Genomic DNA, 15322 nt, shown 5'->3' on the forward strand with positions numbered 1-15322 from the left:
ATATTAAATAAAAGTGTTCCAAAGTAACACCGATGATTAAGCGAGCCACACAATGTCCCAAATTTTTAATGAAAACACCCGTGTTAAAATCCCTGCCATTTTGCATTTAATGCGACTCGGCTATCAATATCTGTCTTTAAAAGATGCCGTTTGGGATAAAAAGAGCAATATTTTTACGGATATTTTCAAGCAATCCATTGACAAAATAAACCCAACACTCAATCTACAAGATAGCGATATAGATAGAGTATTGATGGATATTTATTTGGAGTTAAATTATGATGATTTGGGCAAAGTGTTTTATGAACGCTTAATTGACCAATCATCTAGCATTGACCGCCCAAAACTCATAGATTTTAATAATTTTCATAATAATCAATTTAATGTAGTAACCGAATTAACTTATCAAAATGGCGATGATAAATTTCGCCCTGATATTACCCTACTGATTAACGGCTTGCCGCTAATATTTATTGAGGTCAAAAAACCAAATAATCAACAAGGCATTTTGGCAGAACAACACAGAATGAATGAGCGTATCAAAAACCAACGCTTTAAATCATTTATGAATATTACCCAACTAATTTTATGTTCCAATAATATGCCAGAAAGCCAATTAACAGGAGCATTTTATAGCACACCCAATACCCAAATCACCCTTCATTTTTTTAAAGAAGACAAACCGTTTGCTCAAAATACCGCTTCAATTTTATCTGATCTGACCACTGATGGCAAAATCACGATCTTAAAAGATGTAAATGAACCTGCTTTATTGCATAATAAAGAGTTTATTGCCAACCAATCAGCCGATACGCCCACCAATCAATTATGTACGCAGTTATTAAGCCGTGAGAGATTGGCATTCATGCTTCGCTATAGCATTGCTTATGTGCAAAATCATAGTGGTAATACCCCTTATCAAAAACACATTATGCGTTATCCGCAAGTATTTGCCTCTTTTGCCATTAAACACGCCTTAGAACAAGGTAAAAAAGCGGTATTATTTGGCATACACAAGGCAGTGGAAAAACTGCACTTAGTTTTTATAATGTGCGTCATTTGACCGATTATTATGCCAAACAACATATTGTGCCAAAATTTTATTTTATTGTGGATAGATTGGATTTATTAGAACAAGCCAAAAAAGAATTTACCGCTCGTGGGCTACTTGTGCATACAGTAGATTCAAAAGATGAATTTACTCGTTCTATTGCATCGGATATTAGCCATAATCATCAAGGCAAAAATGAAATTACCGTGGTGAATATCCAAAAATTTGCCGATGATGCCAAAGCAACCAGTCAAAATGATTATAATCTAAACATACAACGCATTTATTTTTTGGACGAAGTGCATAGAAGTTATAATCCCACAGGGTCTTTTTTGGCAAATTTGACCCAGTCAGATAAAAATGCCATAAAAATTGGCTTAACAGGCACGCCATTGTTGGGTAATTCATCGTCCAAAAAACTGTTTGGCGATTATATTCATAAATATTATTATAATGATTCTATTGCAGATGGTTATACACTGAGGCTCATTCGTGAAAATATTGAAAGCCAATTTAAAGAGCAAATGCAAGAAGCTATAAAACAGTGGCAAATAGAACAAGGTAGTTTTGATAAAAAACAAGTCTATGCTCACAGACGATTTGTAGAGCCAATGTTGGATTATATTATTAAGGATTTTGTGCGTTTTCGTCAACTCAATAATGATGACACACTTGGAGCAATGGTTATTTGCGATAGTAGCGAACAAGCCAAAATGATGTTTGAGTTATTTAATCAAAAATATGCAAGCAAACATACTTGTGCGTTAATCTTGCATGATATTGGCGATAAAGCCACTCGCAAAGATCGGGTTGATGACTATAAAGCAGGTAAGATAGACATTTTGTTTGTCTATAATATGCTTTTAACAGGATTTGACGCACCACGCCTAAAAAAACTGTATTTTGGGCGGATTATCAAAGAGCATAATTTATTACAAGCCATTACACGGGTTAATCGCACTTATAAAGACTATAAATACGGCTATATTGTAGATTTTGCTGATATTAGTAAAGAATTTGACAAAACCAATAAAGCCTATTTTGATGAATTGCAAAGTGAGCTTGGCGATGACTTTACCCATTATTCACAAATGTTTAAAAATGACGATGAGATTATCGCCGACATTCATTTTATCAAAAATACATTGGCGGATTATGATACGGACAATGCCGAGATTTTTAGTCAGCAAATCAATCAAATAGACAATAAAGACACATTACACACACTCAAAAAAGCCCTTGAATTATCCAGACAGCTTTATAATATCATTCGTTTTCAAGGCGATAATGCCAATTTATTAAATTTGGCATTGGAAGATGTGTATTTTAGCTTTGTGAAAGTGGGCGAAAATGAACTGCGTCTTGCCGAAGATTTAAAAGACAGTTTTGTTCGCACACAAGGCGTTTTTAATGATAATTTTGACCAAGATGACCCAAAATTTATCGCCTTAAAACAAGAATTGGAACGCATTTTTGCCAAGAAAAACCTATCCGAAGTTGGGCAAGAGCAAATGAGCGAAAACATTTCGTTGCTTGATGATTTATACAAACAAATGAAAGAATTAAATCGCCAAAATGAGCTAATCCGCACTAAATACAATGGCGACAAAAAATATGTGCGGATAGAAAAACGCCTAAACGAACAAAATATATTGCCAACGCTAAATACCGATAAACTCACCCTGCGTGAAGTGTTATTAAATACCAAAGAGGGGCTTGACGAAAAAGTATTAAATTTGGAACAAATGCTGGATAATGAGGCTTATTTTAGCAAACAATCAGGGGCGATTTTGATTGGGGAATTTAAAGAAAAATCACTGAACATTACCGCACCACTTATTAACCAAATCAATGGATTATTGGTCAAAGAATATATGGCGAATAGATTGGAGGAACTGTAATGAAAACGGTAAGATTAGGTGATATTGGTAATATCGTTACTGGGAAAACACCATCATCAAAAGAACCGCAAAGTTATGGTAATGAATATCTATTTATTACACCATCTGATAATTTTGATGAAAAATACATTAAAAAAACTATTCGGTATCTATCAGAATATGGAAAAAACTCTCTTAGTGGAAAGTTATTAAAAGAAAATAGCATACTGGTAACTTGCATTGGTAGTGCAATGGGAAAAGTTGCAATAAATAAATTTCCCGCCATTACCAATCAACAAATAAATTCCATTGAAGTTAAATTGGATTTTGATACTGACTATATTTACTATTGTTTAAAAAATAATTATGCACTATTAAGAAATGCATCAAGTGGAAGTACCGCTTTACCTATTTTAAACAAAACGGATTTTGAGAATTTATCTTTAAAAATCCATAAAGACCTAAAAACCCAACAATCCATTGCCAAAATTCTATCCCAATTAGACCAAAAAATCGCCCTAAACAATCAAATTAATGCCCAATTAGAACAGATGGCAAAAACGATTTATGATTATTGGTTTGTGCAGTTTGATTTCCCTGATGAAAATGGCAAGCCCTATAAATCGTCTGGCGGAGAGATGGTTTATAATGAAGTGTTAAAAAGGGAAATTCCTGTGGGATGGAGTGAAAATAACCTATGGAGTATTGCGACTTATTTTAATGGATTGGCATTACAAAATTATAGACCCATAAATAGTAATGATTATTTACCAGTTATTAAAATTAAGGAAATGAATAATGGAATTTCTAATAGCACAGAAAAAGCAGATATAAATATTCCAAAAGACGCAATTATTGATGATGGAGATATTCTTTTTTCTTGGTCTGCTACATTAGATGTTAAGATTTGGTCACAAGGCAAAGGTGCTTTAAATCAGCATATTTTTAAGGTAACTTCAAAAGAGTATCCAAAAATTTTTATATATTTTGAATTATTAAGATATTTAAAACACTTTAAAATGATGGCTGAATTAAGAAAAACTACAATGGGGCATATTACCCAAGACCATTTAAAGCAGGCATATATTTGTATTCCAACAACTGATTTATTGGAAAAAATAGAAAATTTAATTAAACCAATAGTCAATAAGCAATTATTGGCTCAAAAACAAAACCAACAACTTACCCAATTACGAGATTTTTTATTGCCAATGCTGATGAATGGGCAGGTGGGGATAGCAGATGATTGAAAAATCAATTAAGCTGTGCGTGTATCCACGCTCAAAGTATGATAAAATATACCAAAATTCGTTTATATCCGTGAGAATCAATGGCAAAAAATTTGATTAAGCATTCACCGCTTGCCCTACGCCATTACAGAGAGCAATTATCGCTTTCTGTGGAGTTGCTCGCCAAAAAAACAAAAATTCCCTTAGACAAACTTGTCAAAGCCGAACAAGAAACACCTGTTTTTACTTTTAAACAAGTTAAAGATATTGCCAAAGTATTATTGATAGATGATTTTTTGCTATTAACTGACACACTATCTTATCCCAATATCCCAAATAAAATAGAATATCGCAATTATATAGAAAGCGATGATGAAAAAACACATTATTTGCAACAAAAAGCGGTATATGAACTGTTAAATAATCGTGAAAATTTATTATATACTTATGAAAGTATGGATACTACACCAGAGCCTTTTTTATTGAAATTATCAGGCAATAATGCAAAAGATGATGCAACAATCATTCGTGAATGGTTGGGTGTTGATAATGCCAAGTTAAAAACAGAAAATAGCGATGATTATTACCGTTCTTGGCGATTATTGATAGAAAAAAAAGATGTTTTGGTCATAGAATTATCAGCGATAAAAATAGGCTCGGAAGGAATGGCATTGTATTATGAAACTTTGCCAATCATTGCCATATTATCATTAGGGCAAAATCCTTCTCGCCGACTATTTACAATGATTCACGAATTGGTGCATTTGGGCTTAAATCAAAGCACCATTGACGGTGATATTTTAAATTCTAATGAAAAAATAGAACGCTATTGTAATCAAGTGGCAGGCTATGTTTTATTGCCAGAAGATATTGCAAAAGAATTATATGACAATACATTAAATCTTGAGCAAAATATTTTGACCATTCGCAAAAAAATTAAAGTCAGTAAACAAGCCATTGCCATTCAATTAAAATTATTGGGCTACATTACTCAAAATGAATTGAATGATTATTTTGATGACTTACTAAAAGAAACAGAAAATAAATCTAAAATTGTTTTTATAAAATCAGAAACTAAAGCTAATAATCAATTTGGTAAAATTTATATTCAACAGGTGATTTCTGCGGTATGGCAAAATAGCATAACGGTAAATACAGCATTAAATATGTTACATTTAAAAAATGTAGAACAATTAACCGCATTGGAACAAAAGGTGTTTGTATGAAATCTTATTGTGTAGATACCAATGCGATATTGGATTTGTGTTATCGTTATTATCCCAAACCAATTTTTACTAATGTTTGGCAAGCATTAGAGCAGGCAATTACTGCTCGCCAAATCAAGCTATACATTAGTCAGCATATTTACGATGAAGTTCAAGCCAAAATTATCCAGTTTGGTTATGATAAAAATACTTTTGATGTATTTTTAGGTGAATTTAATATTACTGTTATTTCCTTAAAGGAATATGAACAACAATTAGCTCAACTAAAGGCTGATATTGTGAGTGCCAATCCAAAGTTAATCAAGGGACTATCCAATAAAGACCAAGATTTATCCAATATTTGTGCGATAATGAAAAAAGGTGGTGTTATCACTTCCGAACAAGGGCTTAATGTTAAATTAAATGATCCAAACTTTCCAACCAATTTTAAAATTCCAGATGTTGCCAATTATTTTAAAGTAGAATGTCAAAATTGGTTGCCTGTTTTGGAATATATTGGATTTTGTGAATAATTTAAATGAGTTTTAAAATGACCGATTTAAAAGCCCAAACCCATCAAATGATTGACAGTCTAAAAACCATTTGTGCTAATTTTGGATTGGGCAATGATGGTAATGAATTTAAAATCATTACCCAAGTATTTTTGTACAAATATCTTAATGATAAATTTGCTTATGATGTTAAAGCCATTGATAAAACATTGGCAAACTATGGTAACGACTGGCAGGCTTATTATACCCAAATGAGCGATGATGAACAGGAGCTATTGTATCTACAATTACCCAATACAGCAATTTTAAAGCCGCACCATCTCATTTCTTATTTATCCGTTCGCCAAAATGAAGCGGGCTTTGCCAATTTATTTGATGATACGCTATTTGATATTGCGACTAAGAATGCCGAATTATACGCTGTAAAAACCGATGGCGGTGCAAAAGTGGTGTTATTTGAACGCCTAAGTCAATATATTTCCGACCCAAGCAAACGAGATGAATTTTGCCGTGCGATTATAGGTAAAATTAGTGGATTTAGTTTTGAACATATTTTTAATCAAAAATATGATTTTTATGCCGATATTTTTGAATATCTTATCAAAGATTATAACAGTAATTCAGGCGGAAAATATGCCGAATATTATACGCCAAATGCAATGGCAAGAATTATGGCACAAATCCTTGTGCCAGACGACCAAAGAGGGCAATTAAAAAGTCAAAGTGTCTATGACCCGTCCGCAGGTTCTGGTTCTCTTTTGATGAGTGTGGCACATATCATTGGCGAGGATAAATGTGCAATTTATACCCAAGATATTTCCCAAAAATCGTCCAATTTATTGCGTTTAAATTTGATTCTAAATAATCTACCCCATTCTATTGGCAATGTCATTCAAGGTAATACTGTATTAAATCCACAGCATAAAGAAAATGGCGGGCTTAAAAAGTTTGATTTCATTGTGTCTAATCCACCCTTTAAATTGGATTTTAGTGATTTTAGAGAGCAACTAGACAGCAAAGAAAATAAAGAACGGTTTTTTGCAGGGATTCCGAAAACTAAGACAAAAAACAAGAATAAAATGGAGATTTATCAGCTATTTATTCAGCATATTATCGCTAGCCTAAAAGACACAGGAAAAGCGGCGATTGTATTGCCAACTGGCTTTATTACCGCCCAAAGTGGTATTGATAAAAAAATCCGTGAATATTTGGTAAAAAATAGAATGCTAGCTGGCGTAGTGTCTATGCCGTCTAATATTTTTGCGACCACTGGCACCAATGTGTCTATTTTATTTTTGGATAAAAGCAATAAAGATAAAGTGATTTTGATTGATGCGTCCAATTTGGGCGAAAAAATCAAAGATGGCAAAAATCAAAAAACGGTACTTAGCATTGATGAAGAAAATAAAATTTGTGAAACTTTTGCCAATAAACAAACAGTAGAAGATTTTAGTGTGGTGGTGAGTTATGATGAAATTGTCAGTAAAAATTGCAGTCTAAGTGCGGGGCAATATTTTGATATTAAAATTGACTATGTGGATATTAGCGAGAGTGAATTCAATGCCAAAATGCAAGATTTTGAACAAACTCTGGGTGATTTGTTTGAGCAAAGTAAAATATTAGAAAAGCAAATTAAAGATTCTTTGAAAACGGTAATTTTTCAAGACTCAAGTATAAGTTAAAGTATCAATGCTTTACGCACTGATTAGCAAAAAACACCAGGAGCAAAATGAACCTTGCCATCATCGGCTCACAAGGCCTTGATGATTATAAGAGTCTTTGCCAAGCCATCAATAGTTTGCCTGCCAAACCTACCACGATTATCAGCGGTGGAGCAAAAGGAGCGGACGCACTTGCCGAGTAATATGCTAGCGAATACCACATTGATTTGGCGTTTTGGCGGCACACTCAAAGACGCTATACACGCTTGACTACGCCCACAAAAAGGGTAAAATCGTTCTTGTTTGCCAGTATGAGCCACCTTATGCTAAATTGCCCCATTTGCCGTACCGATCTTATTTTAAAAACCAACAGTTATATTTGCCATCAGGGTCATTGCTATGACATCAGCAAGGACGGCTATGTTAACTTACATGTGGTTCAGCACAAAAACAGTCATACTGCAGGCGATACGCCAGAGTCTATGCAGGCACGCAGACGCTTTTTATCAGGTGGATTTTATGAACCATTAAGAGATAAAGTGGGAAAAATCATCAATGAACTTGCACCCAATCGTGTGCTAGACATCGGCTGTGGCGAGGGCTACTACACTAGCGTTTTTGCCAATCATGAGCGTCAAGTCATCGGACTTGACATCGCCAAAACAGCCATCATCACCGCTTCAAAAACTTATAAAAACCAAGCAGTAGGTAAGTATATCAACTGGGTGGTGGGTACAGGTACAGTGTTGCCTGTAGCAGATGAAAGCATGGATATTTGCACAAGTCTGTTTAGCCCTTTACCAAAAAGTCAGATGGCAAGAGTGCTAAAACCAAACGGTTATTTACTCATCGCTACGCCTGCCCCACACCATCTGTACGCCATGCGTCAGCAGTTGTTTGAGCGTGTCAATCTACATGAGCCCACCAAATTTATCGCAGAATTATCGCCAGAGTTTACGCTGATTGATGAGTGGCAGATTGACGCACCGCTATGCTTGGACAGCCAAAGTCTATCTGATTTGATAGACATGACTCCCTACACCTACAAGGCCAAATTAGACAAAAAAACCACCCTAAAAACCCAAAATAATTTTAAGGTTACCGCCTCATTTTGTTTATATCTTTTTCAAAAATCCTAAAAAATAGCATCACAATAAGACAATTATTAGGTTGTCTTATTTTTTATCTCCATTACCTAAAAGATATGAGATTTTGGTATAAAGGCAGTAAGCCGATAGCCCAATAAAACAAAAAGCCAATCAGAACAGATTGGCTTTTTGTTGGTTTTTTATTATGCTTGACCGTCTTGGACAAAACATCTTTGGTAGGTTATCTTGATAGATGATGATTAATCTTGTACCCACTTGCCATCACGCCACACCAAAGCAAAGCGAGTTGCCTTGCCATCTTTTTCTGAACCGATATACTGTTCAGCATTTTTGCGAGACCAGCGAAGAATGGTTGGGTTGCCTGCATCATCAACATCAGGAGCGTCAAACAGATAAGCAAATTTTGGCTCAAGCTCATCTTTGATGGGGCGAAGCTCACTTAATTTTGGCGGACGGGTTTCACGGATTTTTGGGAATTTACTTGCTGCCAAAAACAGTCCCGCCGCTCCTTCACGCAACACATAGTGATCATCAAATTTTTGAGAACGCAGGTTTGGCATACTAATCGCCGTCATGCGTGGCGGAGCTGCTTCACCATTTTTTAACACCTTTCTGGTATTATCGCATTGATTGCACGCAAAATATGCCCCAAAACGCCCTGTCTTTAGCGTCATCTGCCCATCACATTTATCGCAGTCAATGGTCGGTGCCGCTTGATTATTATCCGCACCAGCCACTTCAAAAACACCATGTTCAAGTACATAGCCATCACAGTCAGGATTATTGCCACAAATATGTAACTTACGACCGCCATCAACGACATAGCTCTCCATCGCCGCATTACATTTAGGACAGCGTTTTTTCTCCATCAGAGCATTGACCTCTGCTGATTCATCATCAGCATCAAAAATAAGTGCCGATGTTGGCATGAGATTTTTTGTGCCTTTACAGCGTTCTTTAGGGGGTAGATTATAGCCTGTACAGCCCAAAAACACCCCTGTTGACCCCGTGCGAATCTGCATAGGACGACTACACAAATCACAATGTACATCTGGAATATTAGTTGGATTGTTCGGACGCATGCCGTCTTTGCCTTTGGCAGTATCTAGTTTGCCCTTAAAATCACCATAGAACGCATCAAGCACCACCTTCCAGTCTTGATGACCCTGAGCCACTTCATCAAGTTTATCTTCTAATCCTGCAGTGAACGCATAGTCCATCAAATCAGGAAAGCTCTCAATCAATCTTTCAGTAACAATATCACCCATCTTTTCGGCATATAGGCGTTTATTTTCAAGGCGGACATAGCCACGCTCTTGAATGGTAGAAATGATGGACGCATAAGTTGATGGTCGCCCAATACCACGACTTTCAAGCTCTTTAACCAAACTGGCTTCAGAATATCTAGCAGGTGGCTTGGTGAAATGCTGACTAGGTTCAATGTTGATGAGTGGCAGTTTTTCACCTACTTGCACATTTGGCAACAACACATCATCACTTTTGGCAGGTGGCTGAACTTTGGTGTAGCCATCAAAAACAAGCGTTCGCCCTTTTGCTTTTAGTTCCACACCGCCGGCGTCCGCCAGTAGATTTACCGAACGATAGCGAGCAGGCGTCATCTGACACGCCACGAATTGTCGCCAAATCAGCTCATATAGACGCTGAGCGTCTCTTTCCATCGCCGTCAGTTGGCTTGCTTTGATGGCGACATTAGAAGGACGAATCGCTTCGTGTGCCTCTTGAGCATTTTGCTTATTGCTATAAAAATTAGGCTTGTCTGGCAGATATGCCGACCCAAAATTCTCTTGGATATAGCCACGCACTGCCATCAACGCATCTTGGCTCAAAAAAGTTGAGTCAGTACGCATATAGGTAATAAAACCTGCTTCATACAAACGCTGAGCCAAAATCATCGTTTTTTTGACGCTAAAGCCTAAACGAGTACTTGCTGCCTGCTGCAAAGTTGATGTGATGAACGGTGCAGATGCCTTTGATTGCGTAGGTTTTTCTTCAATGGCAGAGACGGTAAAATCGGCACAAGATAGCAGATTAACGATGGCGGTCGCCTCATCTTCATTGGCAAGTTTTAAGGTCTTACCTTGATGCTTGACTGCCTCTAATCGCAAAGTCTCGCCACCTGCCTGATTATTGGTATGAATCTCCCAATATTCCACAGGAACAAAGGCACGAATTTCTCGCTCTCGCTCAACCACCAGACGAGTTGCCACGCTTTGGACACGCCCTGCTGACAATCCACGAGCCACCTTCGCCCACAGCAACGGCGATACCATAAAGCCGACCACACGATCCAAAAATCGTCTTGCCTGCTGAGCGTTAACACGGTCAATATTCAGCTTGTCTGGGCGTTCAAAGGCGTTTTGTACAGCAGCTTTAGTAATTTCGTTGAACACCACACGACTGTATTTGTCATCACTACCGCCGATGACTTCTTTTAAATGCCACGCAATCGCTTCTCCTTCTCGGTCCAAGTCGGTTGCTAGGTAGATGGCATCTGCATCTTTAGCCAGTGCTTTTAGCTCTTTGATTACTTTGGTTTTGTTGGGCAAAATCTCATAGACCGCCGCCCAATCATGCTCTGGATCCACCCCCATGCGTCTAACCAAGGCTCGCTGTGCCTTTTCTTCACGCGACAATCCTGTCTCATCGCTTTTGGTTTTTTTGGTCTTATCTGTACCACTTACAGGCAAATCTCGCACATGACCCACGCTAGAACGCACAATAAAATCATTGCCCAGATACTTATTGATTGTTTTGGCTTTGGCGGGCGACTCCACAATAACCAGTGATTTACCTTTGGAAGAGACTTTTGGGGCGGTCTGACTGGATTTTGTGGTTTTTTTGGTGGATGATGCCATGAGTTACCTTTTAAACTTTTTTATAAAATAAACCAAACTGTCTTGGCTTGATGATGTGTTTAAAATTAAGCGTTTATCTGTGGGCACGATGCCCAAGTATCGTTTTTTATAAAATAACACACAATTCCCCATCATGACAAGATGGCAGCGTAATTTGTATCGCTTATCCTAATTGCTGTTGGTCTTTTAGGTTTTGATATCTTATCTATCATGCACGCTGATTGAGTTTATTGCCAAAATCTAGCAGGGCTTGCTTGAATGTTTGTAAGTCAGCTTGGGCTAGCTTTTTATCTAGTTTTTGTACCCCTCCTGATGATTGATAATGAACATCTTGCCAATACAGCACAACACTGTTCGCTTTAACCTGTAGTCCTAAAGCGTGGCTCATTATCTCTACTGGAAGTGTCACGCCATCGGCTTTATCATAAAAAATCCCCTTGTCAGCATCCACCACGCACCACTTACCATCTTTGACAATCAGTCGCACAAAAGACAATCGCCACTCATCACAAACAACACCATAACTGACCACCAAATCATTTTTTGGAGCGTGATGACTGTGTTGTTGTACTCTGGTGGGTAGCCAATCTGGTCTAGGAATCAATTTAGGGTTAAAGCCATATGTTCTTGCTAGCAGACGAAAATCCGCCACTCGCACCTCTCCTGCCTTCGGCTTTAAGGCAAATATATTGCCAAGTAAAAACCCAGCCACACCAAGCACCACAATGAGCGGTAAATAACCTTGCAAATCCATCCTTACTCCAAACCAACCTTTTATTTATCAAGACCGCCCAAAAAATTTTTAATCACAAAGGTCAGCCAACCACAACACTTATTTACGATGGGACTGCATTTGTGCATACAGATAGCACTACATGAGAATTTGGCGTTTGCCGGTATTATCAGCAGCACTTACCACACCTCGCTCCTCCATCATATCCACGATGCGAGCAGCACGGTTATAGCCGATGCTAAATTTACGCTGTAATGCAGAGATAGAAACCTTGCGAGTATCCAAAATGTGTGCCACCGCCAAATCAAAATACTCATCATCAATGCCGCTGCCACTATCGCCAGACCCTTCACCTTCAAAAGTATAACTTTGGCTAAGGTCAATATAATCTGGCACACCGCGCTCACGCCAAGCATCAGTAACACGATTGACCTCATCGTCTTTAACATACGCTCCGTGTACACGCTCTGTCTCAATCGCACCAGGTGCTAAAAACATCATATCACCATGTCCAAGCATATTCTCAGCACCAGACTCCTCGATGATGATGCGACTGTCTGTTGCCGAGTTGACACGCAAAGCAACACGCACAGGAATGTTGGACTTGATAAGACCGGTAACAACCGTCGCCACAGGTCGCTGTGTCGCCAAAATCAGATGAATACCTGCAGCTCGAGATTTTTGGGCAAGGCGAACAATTGGCTCTTCAGCAGTTTTGCCTAACTGCATGATCATATCAGCAAATTCATCTGCCACAACGACAATTTTTGGTAGCAGCTTTTGGCGTGGCACAGTACCACTTATATGCTCGGACGCACTCCATAATGGATCTAAGATAGGCTCGCCCAGTCTTTCAGCTTCGATGATTTTTTGGTTAAAAGCAGCAATATTACGCACACGCAACTTACTCATCAGTCGATAGCGATGCTCCATCTCAGTAACACACCAGTTCAATGCAACGGTTGCCTCTGTCATATCGGTAATCACAGGCGTAAGCAGATGCGGAATGTCAGCATAGTTGGCAAGCTCAAGCTGTTTTGGGTCGATCAGCACCAGTTTTAACTCATCTGGCGTATATTTTAATAACATGGACATCAAAAATGAGTTCACCAGTACCGATTTACCAGAGCCTGTCGTACCAGCAACCAGCATATGCGGTGCTTTGGCAAGATCCGCAATAATCGGTTTTCCGCTAATGCTTGCACCAATGGCGATACTAATGCCTGCTTCTGGATCTTGATACTCTTTGGTATCTAACAACTCAATCAAACCAACGATTTGGCGTTTGCGATTTGGCACTTCAATGCCGATGTATGATTTGCCTGCAATCACAGGAATCACACGCAAAGAAGTCATTCGCATGGAGCGTGCCAAATCCTGCGAAATTTTAATCACACGACTTGCCTTAACCCCTGGTGCCAAATCCACCTCAAAGCGAGTTACTACAGGACCAACCATCGCCGAGACAACGCTGGCTTTAATATTAAATTCCTGCATTTTAATCTCTAGCAACTCAGAAAGCTGTTGCAACTCTTCTTGCGTATAGGTGATGATTTTTTGAGATCTTGGATCCAAGATATCAAGAGATGGCACAGGACTTAGGCTCATGCGATATTCAAGCTCGCTCATGGCGTGCGACTTCGGTCGTACCGTACCTGACGCCACGCCTGCCATTTTATTCACCAACGGTTTGGCAGGTTCTGATTCATCTTTGTTATCAGGGGTGTCATGTAAACTGGTCAAAGAAGCCATGTCCACTCCGCCAAAAGCGGTGGGTTCATCTGACCGCTCTATGACACCAATAGCATTGTAATCCATATGCTCAATTGTTGCCACAGCATCAGCATTATTTCTATAAATGTCTTGCCGGTCAAGCTGATCATCGGCTTGATGGATTGTATCATTATAAGGCTGATACTCTAATGGGTCAGATGGAGAATCCATCACATCACCAGCTTGAGAATCTATCTGCACATCCTGAACAAAAACATCATCTTGTTCATCTTGAGTTTGCTCAATACCATCGATACTACCATAGTCTTGTACAGCAAACTCGGCTTGTTTTTGAGCCTCTACCTGCTTTTGAATCTCTTCTTGTTTTTTAGCTTCTTCTTGTTTTTTCGCTTCCTCTTCGGCTTGTTTTTTTGCCAGTAGCTCATCACGCAGCCCAGAATTCACCAAGAAGCTCTCAAGTGCCCCCTCATGATTATGTGGTTGATAGGCTGGTACTTTTGGTTTTACTTGACTAATAATCAGTTCATCATCACCCCAGCCCTCGTCTGTCTGTGGCGATGATTCATCTGTCATGTCATCATTACTTGGGGTATTGCGAAATTGTCGCCACAAAGACAACCAATGAATATCAAAGGTTAAAGTTGCCACAAGTAATGCCATCAACACCAAAAAGCCCACCGATACTGGCACGCCTAGCACACTTGACAGCGATGCCATGAACTCATACCCTAAAACACCACCAAAGTCTGCCGCCTTGTCTTGCCACCATGCACCTAGCTGTGCGGCAATACCACTGATACACGCCAACAAAAACGCATAAGCCAATACACGCAAAACCCATACAACAGAATTACGACCCCACCACAGCTTGGCAAGTTCATAAGCTGGCACAAGCAATAAAAACCACGCCCCAAAACCAAAAAATGACAATAAAATATCAGAAAGCCAGGCCCCCAAACGACCGCCCACATTGCTAACCTCTTGGCTACTACCCATATGCGACCATGCAGGATCGGTTGGGTTGTAAGACAACAAAGAGATGAACAAAAATGCCAAAATTGCCATACCAACCACACTAAACAGCAGACGCTGTACCAAAGGCAACCTACCTAAGAGTTGATTGATGGACTCATTTTGTAACAGCTGATTTATTTTCATGGCAAAAAATGATGATAGATGAATAAACCAGATATTATATAGGATAACTGCTTGATATCGCAAAATATTTCACACCATTTTACAAAAGCACTCACAACACCCCCAACAACGCAGGTTCTAATGTATCATTTACTCATTTTTGCCAATAAATCAGCAAATTTCATGATTCCATCT

At 38.5% G+C, this 15322-nt stretch carries 11 protein-coding genes; 8 read left to right on the forward strand and 3 right to left on the reverse strand.

Translation table 11 applies throughout. The features are described 5' to 3' along the window. The first annotated feature begins 52 nt into the window (after positions 1–52). The 8 genes from ACERC6_RS08645 to ACERC6_RS08680 all read left to right on the forward strand — a co-directional run bounded on the left by ACERC6_RS08645 (position 53) and on the right by ACERC6_RS08680 (position 8677). Positions 53–1063, forward strand: coding sequence for a type I restriction endonuclease (locus ACERC6_RS08645; protein WP_373628724.1), 1011 nt, complete (start codon positions 53–55; stop codon positions 1061–1063). Beyond that, positions 1051–2952, forward strand: coding sequence for a DEAD/DEAH box helicase family protein (locus ACERC6_RS08650; RefSeq protein ID WP_373628725.1), 1902 nt, complete (start codon positions 1051–1053; stop codon positions 2950–2952). The genes ACERC6_RS08645 and ACERC6_RS08650 overlap by 13 nt, the downstream gene beginning before the upstream one ends. Then, positions 2952–4181 (forward strand): restriction endonuclease subunit S, encoded by a 1230-nt coding sequence (locus ACERC6_RS08655; protein WP_373628726.1) that lies wholly within the window; start codon positions 2952–2954, stop codon positions 4179–4181. The genes ACERC6_RS08650 and ACERC6_RS08655 overlap by 1 nt, the downstream gene beginning before the upstream one ends. A gap of 80 nt (positions 4182–4261) precedes the next feature. Continuing rightward, positions 4262–5386, forward strand: a complete 1125-nt coding sequence (locus ACERC6_RS08660) for an ImmA/IrrE family metallo-endopeptidase (RefSeq protein ID WP_373628727.1) — start codon at positions 4262–4264, stop codon at positions 5384–5386. Further along, positions 5383–5898, forward strand: a complete 516-nt coding sequence (locus tag ACERC6_RS08665) for a DUF4411 family protein (protein ID WP_373628728.1) — start codon at positions 5383–5385, stop codon at positions 5896–5898. Before ACERC6_RS08660 ends, ACERC6_RS08665 begins: the two co-directional genes overlap by 4 nt. A gap of 17 nt (positions 5899–5915) precedes the next feature. Then, complete coding sequence (locus ACERC6_RS08670) at positions 5916–7559, forward strand: class I SAM-dependent DNA methyltransferase (protein WP_373628729.1); 1644 nt, start codon at positions 5916–5918, stop codon at positions 7557–7559. Positions 7560–7606: 47 nt separating this feature from the next. Next, positions 7607–7741, forward strand: coding sequence for a hypothetical protein (locus ACERC6_RS08675; RefSeq protein ID WP_284673883.1), 135 nt, complete (start codon positions 7607–7609; stop codon positions 7739–7741). A gap of 120 nt (positions 7742–7861) precedes the next feature. Further along, the gene (locus tag ACERC6_RS08680; RefSeq protein ID WP_373628730.1) at positions 7862–8677 is read left to right on the forward strand and encodes a methyltransferase domain-containing protein; all 816 of its coding nucleotides are present in this window, start codon (positions 7862–7864) and stop codon (positions 8675–8677) included. Between the two features lie 209 nt (positions 8678–8886). On the opposite strand, the gene topA is transcribed toward ACERC6_RS08680, so the two are convergent. The 3 genes from topA to ACERC6_RS08695 form a co-directional block, all read right to left on the reverse strand. Beyond that, a complete protein-coding gene (gene topA, locus ACERC6_RS08685) occupies positions 8887–11523 on the reverse strand; it encodes a type I DNA topoisomerase (RefSeq protein WP_373628731.1) in 2637 nt (878 codons plus the stop codon). Positions 11524–11731: 208 nt separating this feature from the next. Continuing rightward, positions 11732–12277 (reverse strand): hypothetical protein, encoded by a 546-nt coding sequence (locus tag ACERC6_RS08690; RefSeq protein WP_373628732.1) that lies wholly within the window; start codon positions 12275–12277, stop codon positions 11732–11734. Positions 12278–12394: 117 nt separating this feature from the next. Then, a complete protein-coding gene (locus tag ACERC6_RS08695; protein WP_373628733.1) occupies positions 12395–15148 on the reverse strand; it encodes a DNA translocase FtsK in 2754 nt (917 codons plus the stop codon). Positions 15149–15322 lie beyond the last annotated feature (174 nt).

The sequence above is a fragment of the Moraxella sp. E33BD genome (assembly GCF_041807865.1).
In the GTDB taxonomy this organism is placed as follows: Bacteria; Pseudomonadota; Gammaproteobacteria; order Pseudomonadales; family Moraxellaceae; genus Moraxella; species Moraxella haemolytica.

What these genes read in the sequence shown, in the direction of transcription:
- ACERC6_RS08690 (WP_373628732.1), bottom strand. Translation starts at nt 12,277, where the DNA reads ATGGATTTGCAAGGTTATTTACCGCTCATTGTGGTGCTTGGTGTGGCT.
- ACERC6_RS08675 (WP_284673883.1), top strand. Translation starts at nt 7,607, where the DNA reads ATGAACCTTGCCATCATCGGCTCACAAGGCCTTGATGATTATAAGAGT.
- ACERC6_RS08695 (WP_373628733.1), bottom strand. Translation starts at nt 15,148, where the DNA reads ATGAAAATAAATCAGCTGTTACAAAATGAGTCCATCAATCAACTCTTA.
- ACERC6_RS08680 (WP_373628730.1), top strand. Translation starts at nt 7,862, where the DNA reads ATGCTAAATTGCCCCATTTGCCGTACCGATCTTATTTTAAAAACCAAC.
- topA (WP_373628731.1), bottom strand. Translation starts at nt 11,523, where the DNA reads ATGGCATCATCCACCAAAAAAACCACAAAATCCAGTCAGACCGCCCCA.
- ACERC6_RS08655 (WP_373628726.1), top strand. Translation starts at nt 2,952, where the DNA reads ATGAAAACGGTAAGATTAGGTGATATTGGTAATATCGTTACTGGGAAA.
- ACERC6_RS08645 (WP_373628724.1), top strand. Translation starts at nt 53, where the DNA reads ATGTCCCAAATTTTTAATGAAAACACCCGTGTTAAAATCCCTGCCATT.
- ACERC6_RS08670 (WP_373628729.1), top strand. Translation starts at nt 5,916, where the DNA reads ATGACCGATTTAAAAGCCCAAACCCATCAAATGATTGACAGTCTAAAA.
- ACERC6_RS08660 (WP_373628727.1), top strand. Translation starts at nt 4,262, where the DNA reads ATGGCAAAAAATTTGATTAAGCATTCACCGCTTGCCCTACGCCATTAC.
- ACERC6_RS08665 (WP_373628728.1), top strand. Translation starts at nt 5,383, where the DNA reads ATGAAATCTTATTGTGTAGATACCAATGCGATATTGGATTTGTGTTAT.